General features: G+C 37.0%; 19 protein-coding genes. 8 read left to right on the top strand and 11 right to left on the bottom strand.

Annotation, left to right across the window (positions count from 1 at the left end; all coding sequences use genetic code 11):
- The 5 genes from QVB70_RS01185 to QVB70_RS01165 form a co-directional block, all read right to left on the bottom strand.
- A partial coding sequence (locus tag QVB70_RS01185) for a HisS family protein (RefSeq protein WP_287582550.1) occupies positions 1-667 on the bottom strand: 667 nt, incomplete at its 3' end.
- A gap of 194 nt (positions 668-861) precedes the next feature.
- Complete coding sequence (locus QVB70_RS01180; RefSeq protein ID WP_287582548.1) at positions 862-1,809, bottom strand: radical SAM protein; 948 nt, start codon at positions 1,807-1,809, stop codon at positions 862-864.
- A 5-nt stretch (positions 1,810-1,814) separates the two neighbouring features.
- Positions 1,815-2,600 (bottom strand): ABC transporter ATP-binding protein, encoded by a 786-nt coding sequence (locus QVB70_RS01175; protein WP_287582546.1) that lies wholly within the window; start codon positions 2,598-2,600, stop codon positions 1,815-1,817.
- Positions 2,594-3,580, bottom strand: coding sequence for an iron ABC transporter permease (locus tag QVB70_RS01170; RefSeq protein ID WP_287582544.1), 987 nt, complete (start codon positions 3,578-3,580; stop codon positions 2,594-2,596). Before QVB70_RS01170 ends, QVB70_RS01175 begins: the two co-directional genes overlap by 7 nt.
- On the bottom strand, positions 3,581-4,657 hold the full coding sequence (locus QVB70_RS01165; protein WP_287582543.1) for an ABC transporter substrate-binding protein: 1,077 nt from the start codon (positions 4,655-4,657) through the stop codon (positions 3,581-3,583). It lies immediately after the preceding gene.
- A gap of 273 nt (positions 4,658-4,930) precedes the next feature.
- Between QVB70_RS01165 and QVB70_RS01160 the strand changes: the two genes are divergently transcribed.
- Positions 4,931-5,452, top strand: coding sequence for a TIGR00725 family protein (locus QVB70_RS01160; RefSeq protein ID WP_287582541.1), 522 nt, complete (start codon positions 4,931-4,933; stop codon positions 5,450-5,452).
- A gap of 4 nt (positions 5,453-5,456) precedes the next feature.
- Here the strand turns inward: QVB70_RS01160 and QVB70_RS01155 are convergent, their stop codons facing one another.
- The gene (locus QVB70_RS01155) at positions 5,457-6,956 is read right to left on the bottom strand and encodes a hypothetical protein (protein ID WP_287582539.1); all 1,500 of its coding nucleotides are present in this window, start codon (positions 6,954-6,956) and stop codon (positions 5,457-5,459) included.
- 317 nt (positions 6,957-7,273) lie between these two features.
- Between QVB70_RS01155 and QVB70_RS01150 the strand changes: the two genes are divergently transcribed.
- The gene (locus QVB70_RS01150; protein WP_287582536.1) at positions 7,274-7,891 is read left to right on the top strand and encodes a hypothetical protein; all 618 of its coding nucleotides are present in this window, start codon (positions 7,274-7,276) and stop codon (positions 7,889-7,891) included.
- A gap of 48 nt (positions 7,892-7,939) precedes the next feature.
- On the opposite strand, the gene QVB70_RS01145 is transcribed toward QVB70_RS01150, so the two are convergent.
- Positions 7,940-8,593: a hypothetical protein gene (locus QVB70_RS01145; RefSeq protein WP_287582534.1), complete on the bottom strand. Its 654-nt coding sequence runs from the start codon at positions 8,591-8,593 to the stop codon at positions 7,940-7,942.
- Positions 8,594-8,766: 173 nt separating this feature from the next.
- Here QVB70_RS01145 and QVB70_RS01140 point away from each other — a divergent pair, with 173 nt between their 5' ends.
- Entirely contained in the window at positions 8,767-9,138 is a 372-nt protein-coding gene (locus QVB70_RS01140) for a hypothetical protein (protein WP_287582532.1), read from the top strand.
- A 48-nt stretch (positions 9,139-9,186) separates the two neighbouring features.
- On the opposite strand, the gene QVB70_RS01135 is transcribed toward QVB70_RS01140, so the two are convergent.
- Positions 9,187-9,552, bottom strand: a complete 366-nt coding sequence (locus QVB70_RS01135) for a roadblock/LC7 domain-containing protein (RefSeq protein WP_287582529.1) — start codon at positions 9,550-9,552, stop codon at positions 9,187-9,189.
- 246 nt (positions 9,553-9,798) lie between these two features.
- Here QVB70_RS01135 and QVB70_RS01130 point away from each other — a divergent pair, with 246 nt between their 5' ends.
- The 5 genes from QVB70_RS01130 to QVB70_RS01110 all read left to right on the top strand — a co-directional run bounded on the left by QVB70_RS01130 (position 9,799) and on the right by QVB70_RS01110 (position 15,694).
- A complete protein-coding gene (locus tag QVB70_RS01130) occupies positions 9,799-11,478 on the top strand; it encodes a hypothetical protein (protein WP_287582527.1) in 1,680 nt (559 codons plus the stop codon).
- A 118-nt stretch (positions 11,479-11,596) separates the two neighbouring features.
- Positions 11,597-12,325 (top strand): glycosyltransferase family 2 protein, encoded by a 729-nt coding sequence (locus tag QVB70_RS01125; RefSeq protein ID WP_287582524.1) that lies wholly within the window; start codon positions 11,597-11,599, stop codon positions 12,323-12,325.
- Between the two features lie 8 nt (positions 12,326-12,333).
- Entirely contained in the window at positions 12,334-12,939 is a 606-nt protein-coding gene (locus QVB70_RS01120) for a PHP domain-containing protein (protein ID WP_287582522.1), read from the top strand.
- Between the two features lie 168 nt (positions 12,940-13,107).
- Positions 13,108-13,335 carry a hypothetical protein gene (locus QVB70_RS01115; RefSeq protein ID WP_287582520.1) on the top strand — a complete coding sequence of 76 codons (228 nt, stop codon included), beginning with the start codon at positions 13,108-13,110 and terminating at the stop codon, positions 13,333-13,335.
- Positions 13,336-13,639: 304 nt separating this feature from the next.
- Positions 13,640-15,694, top strand: a complete 2,055-nt coding sequence (locus tag QVB70_RS01110) for a hypothetical protein (protein WP_287582507.1) — start codon at positions 13,640-13,642, stop codon at positions 15,692-15,694.
- 21 nt (positions 15,695-15,715) lie between these two features.
- Here QVB70_RS01110 and QVB70_RS01105 read toward each other — a convergent pair whose 3' ends face one another.
- The 3 genes from QVB70_RS01105 to QVB70_RS01095 form a co-directional block, all read right to left on the bottom strand.
- Positions 15,716-16,909, bottom strand: a complete 1,194-nt coding sequence (locus QVB70_RS01105) for a M20 family metallopeptidase (protein ID WP_287582552.1) — start codon at positions 16,907-16,909, stop codon at positions 15,716-15,718.
- A gap of 94 nt (positions 16,910-17,003) precedes the next feature.
- A complete protein-coding gene (locus QVB70_RS01100; RefSeq protein ID WP_287582505.1) occupies positions 17,004-17,516 on the bottom strand; it encodes a 3-isopropylmalate dehydratase in 513 nt (170 codons plus the stop codon).
- Positions 17,513-17,748: aconitase family protein (locus tag QVB70_RS01095; protein WP_287582503.1), on the bottom strand; the 236-nt coding region annotated here is incomplete at its 5' end. The genes QVB70_RS01095 and QVB70_RS01100, both read right to left, overlap by 4 nt.

The following is a 17,748-nucleotide window of genomic DNA, read 5'->3' as shown; positions in this document are numbered from 1 at the left end:
CTTCTATTCCACCTTTGAGTTCTGGAAGCAATCGAAATGCTTCTTTTAACGAATTTTGAATTGATAATTTATTCAGTTCATCCTCTAATGCTTCAATGTTTCCCTTATCAATGTTCTTTCGTAATTCTGCAGCTTCCGATAGGTTCATTCCAGCTTCTTGTACGAGAGACTTAAACACTCCAACATGTCCCAAATTAATCCTGACATCTTTTAAGCCAATATTTTGAAGTGCCTCGATGAGAATGGCAATAACTTCAGCATCAGTCTCAGGTGTGTTTATACCTAACAATTCCACACCTGCTTGAAAAAACTCCCTTTGTCTTCCACTTTGGGGTTCTTCATATCTGAACTGTGATCCAATATAGAAGAGTTTTATTGGTTTTGAGTAATGCTGCATTTTTGTAGCAACTACTCGACAAACAGGATTTGTATTTTCTGGACGTAAAGCTAGAAGACGTCCTCCCTTGTCTTCAAAGGTAAACATACTATTAATAAGTTCATCGCCAGTACCTAGTTTGAGAGCATCAAAATATTCAAAGGTCGGGGTTCTTATCTCTGCATAACCCCAGCGTGTAAAAGTGTACCTAAATCTCTCTTCAATATACACTCGTTCTGCACATTTATCAGGTAAAAAATCTAATGTACCTCGTGGCGTCTGGTATTTCATAGTCCTCGCCTTGCATTCTTAAATCCTAGTATGCCTTCAAGTTACCATCAATCTTTATATCTTTTTATGGTGACTAAAAGAACAAAAAAAGAAGAACTTAGCTTAGGCATAATCAAATCGTGCCAATATGAATCTAAAAGGTTAAATGTGATTTTTTTTTTACCCACTACTGTGTTATAGAAAATTTATACGAATTACACTAAATTCAGATTGCCGACTATGTCTATAAACTCAGTAACATCCGTATTATTCACGCCTTCATTAATTAGTTTATTATAAAGGATGTTTAAATTCTCAGCATTTGTTTTAAGGACTTCAAAAAATTCTTTTACGCTTCTATCAGAAAATGCTGGAGGTGGCGCTATTAGATTTGCTCCTGCATATATCATTAGGCTTACAATTTCGCGGGGAAGATGTTTGCATTGCATGATAATTCTTACACCAATTATCTTTTCAGGAAATGCTAATTTCGTCTTAGCGATCGCTTTAATCACTCTTTTTAGATTAGATGGAGGAAAGTTTTCCATAGGGGTATTAGGATACGGCTCAAAAGGGGACATAAATATGGAACACGGGTCAAGTTCTTTTATGTTCCTTAAAAGCCTATCGAACATCTTCCAATCTTCGCCTACACCAATTATAAACCCTGTGGAGATATCAAGACCGACCTCTCTAGCACATTCAAGAGTGTTAATTCTTTCCTCGAAGTCATTTATTCCCTTTATCTTCACCAGTATTTCTGGTACACCTTCCAGATTACAGCCATATTGGTCTAATCCAGCTTTCTTCAATGCCAATAAACTACTCTTTGACAGCCTACCGAACGCGGCACTTAATCTTAAGTCATCAAATCTGCTGTCGTCTCTGATTGCTTTTACATAGCGAACACCAAGCTTGTTATTGTAGCCTAGCCATCCACTTACTAGGGTTACCCGATCTACACCAGAATTCTTTAGTTCTAAAGCCCTACTAATTACTTCTTCAACACTTGTAAAGTATATATCCTCATTCATATAGTTACAGTAATAGCAGAGCGGCTTTTGAATGCATTTATTGGTGATCCTTATCCCTCTAGTTCTAAAGACCTCCTTAAAATCACAAGACTCTCTTACCTTTCTTAAAAGTTCATTAATTTCATCCATTTTGATCACAACAAAGAATCCAGAGAGGATACAACTATTCTTCTATTAAATGAAGATACAATTTCCACTCTGACATCATAAATTTCTTTAATGCTTTCGGGAGTTAAGACGTTCTTAGGGATACCCTCCGCGATTATCTGCCCATCCTTCATCATAACAACTTTATCTGCTACCAATAAGGCTTCGTTTGGGTCATGTAAAGCCATGAGGACAATGATTTTTTTTTCCTTTACAAGTTTCGTTATACTATTGAGTATAAGCAAACTATTTCTGATATCAAGGTGAGCTGTAGGCTCATCTAAAAGCATTAACGGGGTTTCTTGTGCCAGCGCTCTAGCCATTAAGACTAGTTTCTGTTGACCACCGCTAAGTTCAGTATAAATTCTGTTTTGTATGCCTTCCAAACCCAGAATTGATAATGCCTTAGTACTCATCTCTAGATCGCGTTTTTTTGGTGCAGAGAAGAAATTGACATAAGGATTTCTACCCATTAATACCATATCGATTACTTTGTAGGGAAACGACGCGATGTGGATTTGGGGAACATAAGCTATAAGTTTAGCCAATTCAATAGGTTGTAAGGTTAGCAAATCTCTGTCATCAAAGAAAATGCGTCCATTTCCAGGGCCAATAATCTGCGCAATAAATTTTATCAAAGTAGTTTTCCCTGATGCATTTGGTCCAAGTAAACAGCAGATTTCGCCACTACTTATCTGAAAGGAAATATTTCGTAGAGAAAAGTCAGCAGCAGCATATGAAAATGATGCATCAGTAACGGATAACTCTACCATCGTTGCTTACCTCTCATCTTCAGTAAGAATAAGAAAACAGGAGCACCGATTAAAGAAGTCACTATGCTTATAGGGATTTCAAAAGGAGTGAGAGTTCTCGCTAAATTGTCACATAAAACCATAAACATAGCACCAACAGATAAGGATGCAGGTATGAGAACCTTGTGATTGGGACCGACTAATTTTCTTGTCATGTGTGGCACTATAAGACCTATCCAAGAGATTATTCCACTAATTGCGACTGATGCCGCTGTTGCTAATGAGGCCGCTGCAATCAAAATCATTCTTGTTCTTTCATAGTTGAGACCCAAAGCTTTTGCCTCTTCCTCTCCTAGGGATAAGATATTTATCCGCCATCTAAGTAGGACCATCACTACAATTCCTATAAAAAGCATAGGCAAAACATTGATTACATCCTGCCAACCTGAGGCCGCAAAACTACCTAAAAGCCAAAAAACAATAGCAGGAAGTTTTTCATAGGGGTCTGCCATGTACTTAAGTATACCCACTAAGGCAGAAAACATCGCTGAAATGGCTATACCTGCTAAAATCATCGTTAATATGGAGGAACCATACCCTCTAAGAGATTTACTAATAGAATAGGCTAAGAATACTGCTACAAGTCCAAATAAAAACGCCGATACTTGAATAAACACAGGACCGGCACTGTCCAGGAACACTATAGCCAGTGCTGCTCCAAAAGCGGCACCTGAAGAAACCCCCAAAATTTCTGGGCCCACAAGAGGATTTCTCGCAGTACCTTGTAATGTAGCCCCTGATATCGATAGGGCTGCCCCTACACTCATCGCAATAAGTACTCTGGGCATTCTGATGAGAAAAATAATCACGTATTCATTGTAACTCAAAGGCCTAGTGATAATAAAGGGATTTATCGGATATCTACCAAGGTAAATTGATAAAAAAAAAAGGAGCAGAGGTAAAATTACTAAACTTACCTCAATAGGTAGCTTTTTGCTCAACTAAATATCACCAGTAACTCCGGCTGTGGACCATGTAACACCATAGAAGTCTTGGTAGAACTCCGTAGCTATCGATTGGAAGTTAATGTCACTAAACATGTCTGGTTGAATAACTGTTGCGAGCCAATAGAGTCCTAAGATCCATTTAGGGGTTGGAGCATCCCAGGATTCCCAATCTCCTGGAAAAGCATACACCGCACTGTTTTGGGCAGCTGTAGTGATATCCCAAGCAGCATCGTCGAGTACCTGATTTTTTAAATCGGTAGCCGTTGTTTCGGAAGAATAACTGGTTATTATTATGATATCTGGATTCCATACCGCTGCTTGTTCTACCGACACTTCCGACCAGCCTCCAGGCAAATCTTCGGATACTGACACGCCACCAGCCAACGATATTAACTCGTTTTGCAACATTCCTTTCCCAGGTACCTGGAAAACTGTCATCCTACGTGCTCCGTAACTCATAAACAAAATTTTGGGTCGTGCACTCTTTGCTAGCGTCTTTGTTTGCAGTTCCAAGTCTTTTTCCTTGGTTTGATAATAGTCGACCGCATTTGCAGCTGCTGTTTGTAAGCCCAAACAATTACCAATTATTGTTAACGCTCTGTTAAATTCCTCAGGGCTTTCAAAATTCAGGCAAACCGTTGGTATACCCTTTTCCTGAAGTTGATCGGCTATTTCAGAGTTCCACGCCGTGAAGAAGATATCGGGATCAAGTGCTACGATTTGCTCCATATTTACAGTCCACGGGTATCCTATATCTGTTGCATCGCTCAGACTGGGATAGAGGTTCAACATAAAGGAAGTACTTAGTGTTGAACTATCCACCGCAATAAGCATATCAGCACCTCCTAGAAATAAAATCGCCGATGTTGAGATCGGATAGTTGGAAGCGATGGTATCTACTTGAGTAGGTATAGGTACAACTCTACCATCAGAATCAGTGACTGTCACTGTATCTTCATTGAAGATATGAGGGGTAGTTATTAGAAGTCCAGCTGTCACTCCAGAGACTAATACGACAATGAATATTGCACTTATCCATAGTTGTTTCCGTGTATCCATTTTAATCGACATGTAATTCCATACATATCGTATAAAAACTTTATCCTTTCATCTCTTATTTGATTACAAACTGTAATCAGCGAAAAACCTAATTAAGACAAGGAAATATTCAAAATAACTAAAAAATAACTAGTTATTATAGAGAATCCTTAACGAGTACATCATTTTTTACACTTCAAAAATTAGTTATGTTAATACATACATATCAAAAAGCGTAGATCTATTTTAAAAGTATAGCTAGAATTGTAAGGAAATAGTTGTGGTTTAGAAGGAGGTGAAATAGCAGTGCCTATACAAATTGGAGTTATAGGAGCCGGGGGGGATATACCAGACCATGTCAAGGACCAAGCAGAAGAAATCGGTAAATTGATTGCTCAAAAGGGTTGTATCCTCTTGTGTGGGGGATTAGGTTCTGTAATGGAATACGCAGCAAAGGGCGCTAAAACGAACAATGGTTTAACCGTTGGAATCCTGCCAACGGAAGAAAAAGAGGCCAATGAATACATTGAAATCTTGATACCGACCGATTTAGGTTATTCGCGAAATACTACAGTTGTATTAGCTAGTGATGCTGTTATTGCAATAAACGGATCAACGGGTACACTTAGCGAGATCGCTATGGCAATGAATTATAAAATTCCAGCAATCGTACTTAAAGGAAGTGGCGGCGTCGCTGATTTGTTTAGTGACCTTCATACGGGTGATGAATGGCAACTTCCATGGTCTAAGGATAAAATCCAGATAGCAACTACTCCTGAAGAAGCAGTAAATCTAGCTATGAAAATGACAAAAAGAAAAATAGAATGAGCATTTAGCTCTTTTCTTCAGTTAATTCTTTAACTTGAGAGACAGCCTCTGTGAGTGACTCACTTGCATCATTTAACTCTTGAATTGCTCGTTTGATAAGTATTTGTCCTTCTTCTGTTAGCTCTGTTTCATTTATTAATTGAGCGATATCCTGAATTTTCTTAGTATATTGGTCTAAATCATCAACTTTTTTCGCCAAAGTATTAAGAGTTTCTTTCAAATCATCAAATTGTTGTTTTTCAGATTCATAATTAGCTATAGCATCTGGCATTGTCTCATTTGTTTTTGAAATTAGATCCTCAAAAACCTTGAGTAAAGCCGGAATCAGCTTATATTCTTCTGTTTCTCTATAAGTTTTACATTTGGTGAGAATATCAGATGCCAAGTCTGTCATGCCATTAATAAAAGGTTGAAATACATTTGGAAGAGTAATTCCTGCTATACGTGAAGAAAGTGCAGAAAGCGCTTCATTATGTGTGTTGATTGCTTTTTCGGTTTCTTCAGCTTTACTTACTGTCCCAGCTACTACTGAAAAGGGACCTAAGGTCTGCGTTTGCATATTACCCACAATATCTTTGAATGATAAAGAGATGTGGATCTTATATTCTTGATCTGTAGCAGTTTCAGCTTCTGGAAGTGTCAATTCAAGGTTTTTCTCAACTTCATCACCAGGTTTCATTTCTGCAACAGAATCTTTAGTAGTTCCAATTACCCTAAGTTCTGTTGGAATATCTATCGAGTAAGAAACATCTTTAGCATTACCTTCGCCAATATTCTTCAATTTGAATTTTGCCATGAATTCTTGTCCCAGAACTAAATCTTTTGGTATTTCGACAATACTCTTAATATCAGGAAACTCAATAGATTTGCTAAGTCGTTGTTCTACATGCATTAAAGATTTATTGATTAGTTCCATAAATTCTGCCGCATCTTTTACACGCGGAAGTAAACTCAAGCACCGTTGTTTTGCTTTGTTAAGCATATTCGGATCTACTTTATTGATCGATTGAACAAGTAATTCAGGGATTTCAATCATCTGATCCGCACCCAATATGCTTCGCCCAAAATTGATCGTTCCTTTCTTTGATTCAATTAGTGATAAATCATAGTCATCTGCTAAAAATTTCAGCAAACTAGCAGTAGTCAACATTCCAGTACCACTGTCTACGTCTTCCCAAATAAGATATTCATTCGCCGCCTGAATCAAGTACTCCGCCGCTTGTAAAATAGATTTTTTTGCCATTTCTTTATCATCAAGAACTTCGTTGGCGATAGTATACGCTGTTGCCAGTTGTGACGCTGCATTTTTTAGAGATTTCGAGTCTCGCATACGTTCTGAGTTTAGCCAAAGAAGTTCTACAGCGTGTTTTGCTGCTTGGTTAGCTTCTTCTGGAGAACCCTCGGTACGTATCCTTTCTAAGACTTGAAGAGCTTCCGCAACAGCCTGATTCATTGGGAGTTTATCCAACCTCGCGAATAATTCTAACTTAAAATCTTCAGACACAAAAATCCCCCATAAAACGGGCAATTTAGTTTTTTACATATTCATTATTATTTTATGAGCAATCCTAAACATATTTTTTGTGCTTAATAACCTTCTTTAAAAAAGTACTATAATCATTCTAGAATACGAAACTAATTTCTACACATAGGAAATTGAGAAAACGATGATTTAATTAAGTTGGATTTATAATTAGAAGAGTCGAAAATCTTCACAAGATTTTTTAGGAATAATATAGTGTAGTTAAAAGAAATAGACTTCATGATTTTTGAATAACGGGGAATTGAAACAGAAAACGCATTGAAACATGAGGGTGTTCCTTGATACATAGTATATATCTTATAATCGCAAGCAGCGGTTTGTGTGTTCTCTCACGTCGTTATGGAGAGATCACGTTCGATGAGGATTTAATAGCGGGGTTTCTGACAGCTTTAAAGGATTTTACAACTGAGGTTACTGCAGGCAGAGGGGTTATTAGGATCATCGATATGAAGGAATATAATGTCATTCTTGTTTTTAGAGAAGGAGTAATGCTGGCCGCAGCTGCGGACAAATTAGATGATAAGAACATCGCTATGAATTCATTAGAAATATTGGTGCAAACCTTTAACGAGAAATATCAAGATGAATTGGCAAAATGGATGGGTAATGTTTCTGTTTTTGAAGATTTCAGTGAAATAATGGATGGACAGCTTAAGAACGGTGAGATAGCCGAAGTTCCCATAAAAGTACCTAAGCTAATTAAGAAGATACCAAAGATGGCAGTCAAAATGGGATTAATGGACGAAATATTGAGTAAGATTGGCAAATTTTGTGACGGCAAAAGAACTATAGAAGATATTGCTGAAGAAATAGGCATGCCAGAAGATGAAGTTATCATAAAAGTAGATGATTTGGAACAAATGGGCTGGGTTGAAATGGTTGACCCAGAGGAATAAGGGGAGAGGGAAAAGAAAAAATCGACGGTAGAGGTTAAATCAGCTAAATCAAGTTAATAGTTCGTATTGGTTGCCCCAGCTTATGAGAAGTAATGCAAGGATTACTAAACCTGGTGCAAAAATTGCGCCTACCCAAGGTGCTAATACTTGCTTAACTGCCTCAGACGACATAACTCTTCCAGCATAAAGTATCAAAAAGCCAACGCCGTTCAGTATAGAACCACGGCGAATGGTTCCGACGCTGTGATATGCCAAATAGAAGAAGAGAGCAGGGAGAAAAATCGCGTAGATTGGTGCTAAGACATAATTGACAGCAAAACGAAAGGGCGATAGTGCTACTCCTGGAATAAAGAGAATTAGAACCGCGATGACAGGGGGAGGAATAGCTATTATGATTTGGTGATAAAGGTTATCCAAAATGAGATGTCCGATGAGAAGCGCTAGAAACGCCAGTGCAAACCATTGAATACAGGTTCCGATTCTCCACCATAAAATAGTGTCAAGATAGAAATCCGAAACAATAAAAAAGCCACGTCCAAAAGCCATAAGAAGGAAAAAGAGCGCTAGATACAGCCAATATACTATTCTTCTAGCGCGAAATCGTTGAAAGAAAAAGAATCCAAACATGAGAAAATGATAACCAGCTACCACAAACCAGCAACCGATTGAAATAGTGTCGAGATAAAGAGGATTAGGAATCACGCAATTCACCTATACTTCAATCATAGAAAACTCTAAGAGTCTTAACACTGTCCACCTTTAACTATTTTTCTCTTAAATAATTAGTTATAAGCATGAAAATCTAACTTGTTAACCGAAATGAATTAGATAGTGCTTTATTATTCAGATTCACTCAAAATAGATGGGGAAGGAAAATGGCAGGCATAGTATTTCTTAAGACGAACAATCTTCGAGGAATAGTTGAATTCTACAGATCTATTGGCTCAAAAGTATGGTTGGACCAAGGAGATTGCGTAATCCTCCAACGTGACAATTTTCTCTTTGGTTTTTGCGAAAGAGGAGGAGAGGTAACTAAAGGTTGGCTTTTGACATTCTTCTATAAGACCCCTCAGGAAGTTGATGCTCTATATGAAAAAATGAAGGATCGAGCAGAAACAAAACCTCAAAAAAATGATAAATACAACATTTATCGGTTTTTTTCGAGGGATCCAGAAGGCAGAGATCTCGAATTTCAAACATTTTTACATGATATTGAGTTTAATTGGCGCATCTACAATAAAATGTAAAAATGGTCTATTAGAAAGTTCAATTTTATTTTAAAATGTATTTTCTGTTTAAAGCAAACTTTTGATTTGCCCAGCAGCACGTCTCATATTCATAAAAACTAGTCCTAATCGTGGTTTAGTACCAGTAACAGCTGCTAATACCGCTTCTTCCCCGATTTCAATGATAATAATAGCTCCGAGCTCTCCTTTTATAAAAACTTGCTCAAAAGTTCCCCTATTTAGTTCTTCAGCTGAACGTTGACCAACGGCCAGCATAGCAGCAGTCATAGCTGCAACACGTTCCATTTCTGCTTCTCCAAGAAGTTCAGAAGCGATAGGTAAGCCCTCTGAGCTTACAACTGCAAGTCCATGAATATCAGGAGTCCCGTTGCCGATCTCCTTTAGTATAGCTTCTATCTGCCCAAAATCCGCCATACTATTTTGCCCACCTTGATTATGCTATCACTTCTAAGTTTAATTGTCTCTTATATAAGAGAATGAAATTACTAAAATCATTTCTTTATTGTAAAAGTATTTGTTCTTCTCTATTAAAGCGTTTTTCATTATAAAATATAATTTTTTCTGCTAAATATGTGTCCAAATCCAAAGATTTTATATTATCTAATAAATTGTAAAGTGCAAAAAAATCAAGTGAAAAACATCGCAAAATTGTGGGAAAAAATGAAACGATTTGAAAGTCTTTCTAAGATTTATCCCATTAAAATGATCCATTATGTCCTTTTTACTTCAATAATCATACCAATCATTCTTTCTATCCCTTTACTTTATTGGTACCAACATGCACCTGAAGGAATGGTTTTTCTAGGGATATATCAGTATGATGAGTTTTACTATGGCGCCTGGTCACATGAAGCCTCTGAATCTTTTGGATTTCTTTTTGCCAATCCTTATGACGCATCATCAAATAGTCCTAAAGTCTATTATTACTTGTATTTCAACTTGCTTGGCAAAATTATGCTAATTACTGGAATTTCCTTTATTCCTTTATGGCATGCGTCACGGATTATCCTAGGAAGCATTTTGTTTCTGATTATTTACAAATTCTTAAAATATATATTCCCAGATAATGAAAGAAAGGTCTTCATTTCTTTTACACTAGCAGCATGGTCATCGGGATGGTCATGGATTCTCTTTATAATAATGATTGCCTTTTACGGCGATTTTTACACCGGCTATACTCAATATAAGGACATATCTAGATTTTATGACTGGTGGATGCCATCTCATTTTACATTAACACTTTATCCACATTGGGTCTTCCCATTTTGCTTAATGTTGCTTAGCCTTTATTATTGGCTAAGAGGAACCAATGAAAATAAATATAACTTCATTTTAATTTCAGCAGGGTTTTCTCTCTTAACATGGAGTTCACACTATTTTACAGCATTCTCATTGACTGCAATCGTTTTCATGCATGTTATACTAAGTGCTTTGCTCAATAAACGAATACTATGGAAAGAAATGATTCCGATCATTAGTTCAATTATTCCGCCTATGGCCTGGAATCTATATATCACAAGTAAATTCGAGTCCGTAGCTATTGTTGTAGCTCAGTTTCGTCAATTAGTTTTTAGTATTCCCTTATATGATTATATTCTAGCATGGGGCTTACTTCTTATCTTAGCTATACCTGGAGGATACCTTTATCTGCGAGAAAGAACTAATCAAAGCATTTTCTTTATTTCATGGGCAATTGGAATTTTTGCTCTTTTAAATCACTTCTATATTACTCCATTATTAGGAATAGCCCATCCCTTTCAACCATCTCACTATGCAAATACTTTTGCCTTTCCTCTTATTGTATTATCTACAGAAGGTTTTTATTTTCTATACAAGAAGCTAATTTCAGGAAAAACGTTCTCTCAAGGATTTATGAAACCAAAAAGAGCAAAACAAATTCTGTTTATTCTTTTCTTAACGACCATTCCATCAAATTTCGTCTTCATTATAGACTTGTACCAAGAGCCCACTTACTATGCCTTCATTTACAAAGAAGAAGTGGATGCCTTTAACTGGCTCAATGAAAATACTGATGACTCTGAGGTTGTACTTTGTCTGAAAAAAGCAGGATATCTAATTCCTGTGTTTACAGGAAACAAAGTAGTATATGGTCACGATGCATTAACACCTTTCAATGATGAAAGAGATCGTATAACACAAAGATTCTTTGATGATGACACTTCTGAACTAGAAAGAGTTGAGATTATTGAAAACTTTGAAGTGCAATACATATATTTTGGTCCTTGGGAGTCTGCTAAAGGATTTGATCCAGAAGCAAGTATATATCTTCAAGAGGTCTATACAAATGAAAGAGTAAAAATTTTTGAAGTGCTAATGTAGTTTTCCTTACGTTAAGACGATGAATATTAAAATAATCTACACATAACTATTTTCAATTAAAGTCTAAAAGACACAACGAAAAAACAATTGCTCAATGCCAACAAAAATGAGGGTTCAGATGAAAAGACTATCCATCTTCATTCCAGCGTTTAACGAAGAAGCGTCCATTAGAACAACAATTGATGCTTTGAACGACTTATATTCCAACTCCAAATTGGAAATGGAATGTATTGTAATAGATGATGGAAGTACTGATAGAACTGCAGAAATAGTCGAAAATGCTATTACTGAATATCCTTTTTTACGTCTTGTCCAAAATGAAACGAATAAAGGATACTCCGATGTAATTAAAACAGGGTTCAAAGAATCTGTAACAGAATTCATAGTATGGATCGATGCAGATCTACAAAACGATCCAAGTGATATTCCGGTTCTTTTGGATTATTTACAACGAGATAATGTTGGACTAGTTATTGGATGGAGAAAGAATAGAAAAGACTCTTTATTTCGGAAAATTGTTTCAATGGTTTATAATCGGGTTCTTATGCGTCTATTTTTTGGATTGAATTATAATGATATTAATGGAAAGCCTAAAGCATTAAGACGAGAATTTGTTTCCAAAATAAAGATATCTTCAAAAGGCTGGTTAATTGATGCAGAATTAGTAAAAAAGGCTGAAGATTTAGGGTTCAAAGTTATCGAAATACCTGTACGACATCAACTAAGAAAATTAGGTGAGTCAAAACTATCAATTAAGTCTATTTTTAGGACACAAAAATATATCTTGGAGTATTTTCTGAATCAACGAAAACAAAAACCAGAGAATCTCCTCAAAAAAAAGGCTTAGGGAAACAAATGTCGATTATAGATATGCACGTACATACAAAATATTCTGCTTGTTCTCATATCGAGATTCACGAACTTCTCTCTACTCTTTCAGCACTATTAAATGTTGATGGTATTGTTATTACGGATCATGACGTCATAAATGGGGCGAGGATTGCTCAGAAATATGCAAAGGAAAAATATGATATCAAAGTTTTTTTTGGGATTGAAGTTACTACCTTAGACGGGCATCTATTGGCTTATGGAATAGACGAAACACTTCCTGTGGGGCTACGTGCAATCGACACAATAAAAGAGATTCACAAAAAGGGAGGTGTTGTCGTAGCATCACATCCTTTTCGAAACGTTTATGGAAGTTTAGGTGACTTGGTTTATAATCTGGGAGATGTCTTAGACGGAATTGAAGTTGCTAATGCAATGGATAGTAAAAAAGCGAAAGCGAAAGCTCGGTTGGCAGCGCAGCAGTTAGACTTAACTATGATAGGAGGCTCAGACGCACATTCATTAAAATGTGTTGGACGTTCTACTACAATTTTTGAAACAACTATTGAATCTATAGATGATATTGTAGACGCAATTCGAAAAAACCAATGTAGACCGTATGTTTCTTTCTGAACTACCACTTCTCCAGATATTTTTCCTACATATTTCGACAATTAGCCATTTAATCATATTGCCTTTGCTTTGAAACGCCTTTCCAAAAAGAATCGACTTTGTTTAAAAAACAAAATGATATATTAAGGTGAACGCCAATATTTCATTTAAAAAAACGGAGAGGTATCTATGGTAACATGGGGCGAAGCCTTCATTTTAGGAATTAAAGCATTTCTCTATGGTTTGATTTGGCTCGTGATCGGTTTTGTGATTGCAATTGTCGGCGGTTTAGGCGCTGCGATTGGTCTCGGTGGTTTAGCTGGAGGAGTCGTAGGCATTGTGCTAATGTTTGTAGGGATGGTAATAGCCGTAATCGGACAGATAGCAAGCATTATTTACGTTGTACTTAATAAGTAGGCACCTGGAATAGATCAATCGATAAACGTAGACTATTGTTTCTATATGTGATATATGGTTTTAAAAGGCAATTGAGATCTTTTTTTTCCTTTTTTTTGTGAATACTTGTTTTGCGAATTCTTAATTTAATACCAATGAAATTTAGATGACATCAGGCGAACAGATGATGTGTCCAAATATTTTTTTAGGATGTAGTCATTTTTCATCATAGAAAGAAATACAAACCAACAAAACAATATTTTTCGTGAATAATTCGTCTTACATAATCGAAACTTATAGCTGACGAATGCGGAGATAGGTCAGTATGGAGACCATAGATTTAATAAAAGAGCGTTTAAAAAGAGGATATTACACTGCTGCTTTAGATGATTTACAAAAAATACTTGAAATCGATCCTAAAAATCGTGATGCTATCAAATTAATGGAAGCTACTGTCAAGAAATACGTTTGGTATGCCAAAAAGTACGTTAATAAACGACTTGACAATATCGATGATGAAATAAAGAAGCTAAACTTCGATAAAACTCAGAACTTAGCTCGGACACTTCATAATATTAATAATCGGGTAAAAAATCTATTAGGCACTCTTTCCGATAAACAAAAACGCTTTGTTAAAAACAATAGCAAATGGTTTGAAAAATTTACGCCAAAACTGTACGGTAAAGAAAAGGCCGCGATTGCAGCCCAAAGTGCTTTCTTAGCAAAAAGAGATTATGGAGAGGATTTCTTTGAGAAAAGACGCAATCGTGTTAAACTGAAATTAGAAAAACTTGTCGATAGACCTCCATTCAATGAATTAGAGTATCTACCTGAAGGCCTTTGCACTCTCAAAGTTCGAGTAACTGTGACTGATCCCTCTATTGAAAATTTAATTATACGACCCAAGATCACTGGATTTCAGAGTGACAACGCGGAATATTCCAAATATGTGTTAGGCGTTGATGACGAAAACGTAAACGTTGACCTTCGAAAAGATGGATTAAGGATTCTCTGGGGCGGTGGGTCAACTTTTGGTTTCAATATGAAAAACGTAGCGCCAGAGAGCTTTGCTTATTTCTTCGTACGTCATTATCCAGGTGCTAGCGGAACTCTGAATAAATCTTATTCAGTCACTCTATTAGCTGAAGAAGAATACAAAAATAATATGTTAATTCCTTCTGGTGAGCAAACTTTTGTTTTCCATTATCCGAAGGATCTCCAAGGAAATCTAGATTATGTAAGACCAGTATATGAACGCATCGCTAAAGACAAAATTGAAATTCGTTTTGATGGAAACAGAAAACCACTCTATAACCCACGATGGTATCCCATTGATACGATAAAATATGTGCCTTATGATCCAAATATTGATCTTAAGGTGATTTATCACAAAAAAGGCACAGTGGAGGCCTATCTTGCTGATGAAAAGATTGGTAAATTATTTGGACATATCACTGACGACATCTTCTATGACCCTATCAGAATGGTTGTTCCCGAGTTATTTTCGTTTATTGGGTCTTCAAGTGGATTTTCAAGCCAAGAAGATCATCTAGCATTACGATTATGGTATTTCTGGATTGACAAGCGCATTAGAGAGCAACCTTGGTATGAACCGGTCTACTGGGAGCATGAACTTCCTGATTTTGAGAGAATAGACTTTGTTTTCCAGCCTTTTGGAGGCGAACCCGGAGGATTTAGAAAAAAGCAGACAATCGTAAAATACATTGCAACCGACGTTCATTGGAAAGAATTCTTTTTAGATTGTGAGGATGCAAAACTCCCTATTGATGTTAAGTTCCTCACATTAGGAATAGACACGGTTCACTGGAGGAAAAATAAACAAGTTCGCGTTTATTTCTTCCACAAGCTCGGGATTTTTTATAACCCACTGCCAGCGGTTTGCTGGAGACTATTTACAGAAAAACAATTTTACTGTATAAAATGTGGACATAGATCAGAACCTCCTCTTGAACTTGTTGGTTTGCAAAGCGTGTTACCTAAGCGAATGGGCGCTTTAAACTTTGGTTCAAAAGAATACGATGAACTGGTCAACGAGATTTTGACTGGACCTAATTTCGTATGCCCAAGTTGTGGCGAAGCGATAATAGATCTAGAAAAACTTAATTATATTTCACTCTTCGGTAAATGGAAAGCCCACGAATACAATAACCTCTTAAAGGATGTTACAGGTTTTGTCGGACCTTCCGCACTTACAGAATTAGCAGAAAAGTTCAGAGCAGTTGGAGATACTATAACTTCCTTAGGAACAACTTTACGCACGAATTGCCATGTTCCTGCACCTAAAGAGGGGCGTACAAGTCATGAATTATGCTCTAGTTCTATGATTAAACCAATTCCTACAAGTCTAGAGGATTATTAGAGTATTTGGCTTTTCTTTGAATTAAGATGTCAGTAATTGCGCGGCTGTGAGAGCATAAATCGTAGCGCAATTATAAATTTTTTTGATTTTAACAAATTCATTAGGACCATGTGAAACAGACAAAAGTCCCGGTCCATAAGCAAAGGATGGAATTCCTTGTTGGGCATAAAAACGAATTTCTAAAAGTCCAGGACACATTTCAAATGATGGAATTCGCCCTATAATCAATTTTACGCTATCAGCCAATGTTTTTGCTACAGGATGATCTTCTGGAAAGCCTGTTGATCTCCCTTCTTGGAGAATCTCAATATCAAGATCTATACCATCGCGTCTAAGCTTGTCAAACAGATCGAATAAACTCTTTTTTTCTGTTTCAAGATCTTCTTCTGGATTAATTCTTCGATCTACTGTGAACGAGCACTCAGCAGGTGTGATATTAAAATTTGTACCGCCTTCACTTCTTCCTCCAATCAATAGAATGGAGCGTCGAGCTGCTTCTGGCTCAATCTTGAAATCAGTCTTTCGAGACTCAATATCAGCTTTTACTTCTAGTAAGGCATTTGCTACAACGAGCATTCGCTCAAATGCATTAACACCTTGATAATGTAGACCAACATGAGCAGGTTTGCCCTTCACAGTTATACGGAGTGAAATGGCACCGCGGTTTGCGTTCCAGATCATACCGCTTGTCGGTTCTGGCATAAGCATTCCGATGCCGTCTTTTCCGAGCAAGCCGGTTTCAACGAGATATTGTGATCCTCGTGCGCCACCAGTCTCCTCATCTGGGACTATAACTAATCCAATCCTGCCGTTGAGTTCGATATTACTTTCCTTTATTGCTTTGATGGCATAAATCATAGCTGCTAAGCCACTCTTCATATCCGAGGAACCACGGCCGTAGAGTTTGCCATCCTCAACATACGGACGGAACTGAGTATCGTTCTGTGCGGGGACAACATCGTAGTGACCATGGAAGTACAAAGTCCTTTTACCCTTTCCATTGAAACTTAAGAGGCAATAACGAGGAAATGGGTTTCTGTCTGTGATATCAGGGACGTCGATAATGGTGTAATCCAATCCAATCTCATGTAATTTCTTTGCAATGATGTCAACACATGCCTTATATGACGTACCTAGCGGATTTTCAGTTGGTATACTTATAAGTCTCTTAGTGAAATCAAGAATTTCTGATTGATAGGATGAAATTTTTTCCACTATCAAATTCTTAATTGCCTCTTCATGCATTGCAATCAAGTCTTATGAGTTTCGAAACAAATAGAGCACATTCTAGTTCAGATTCTATAATTTCCTAAATAGTTGAATAACCATCTTTCGTTATCAGATAAGAGACAAGCCCTCCTTCCTGCAGCATTTCTATTAAAAACGTAGGGAGTGGTTTGAGCCGTATTGACTTATTTTTCGTAATATTTGTTACTGCAAACTCATCCAAATTGATTTCTAGTTCATCGCCTTCCTGAACAAATTGATTAATATCTTTAGATTCAAGTGGTGGCAGACCAATATTAACTGCATTCCTATAGAAAATCCTGGCAAAAGATTTGGCAAGAATTGCTCTTATTCCAGTTTCTTTTATTACTAAAGGAGCCATCTCTCTCGAGCTTCCACATCCGAAGTTTTTTCCAGCCATTATTATGTCGCCTTCTTTTACTTCCTTCCAAAAATTAGGTCTTACTGGTTCAAAGGTATATTTTGCGAGGTCTTGTAAGTTGGGAGCATCGCGAATTCTAATGCCTGGAATGATCTCATCTGTGTTTACATCATCTCCGAAGACAAATACTTTTCCTCGAATTACGGTTTTCATTTGAGTTCACCTCTTGGATCTGTAATTTTTCCATAAATTGCGGAAACGGCAGTAGTTGCTGGTGAAGCAAGGAATAATTCTGATTTTGGGTTTCCCATTCTACCCTTAAAATTTCGATTTTGCGTTGTAAGACACACTTCGCCGTCAGCTAGTATCCCAAAGTTCCTCCCGACACAAGGGCCGCCACTAGCTGGACCAATATTCGCTCCAGCCTCCATCAAGCTGTTTATAT

The organism is Candidatus Borrarchaeum sp. (assembly GCF_019058535.1).
Classification (GTDB): Archaea; Asgardarchaeota; Sifarchaeia; order Borrarchaeales; family Borrarchaeaceae; genus Borrarchaeum; species Borrarchaeum weybense.
This window is presented reverse-complemented; position numbering and strand designations above follow the sequence as displayed.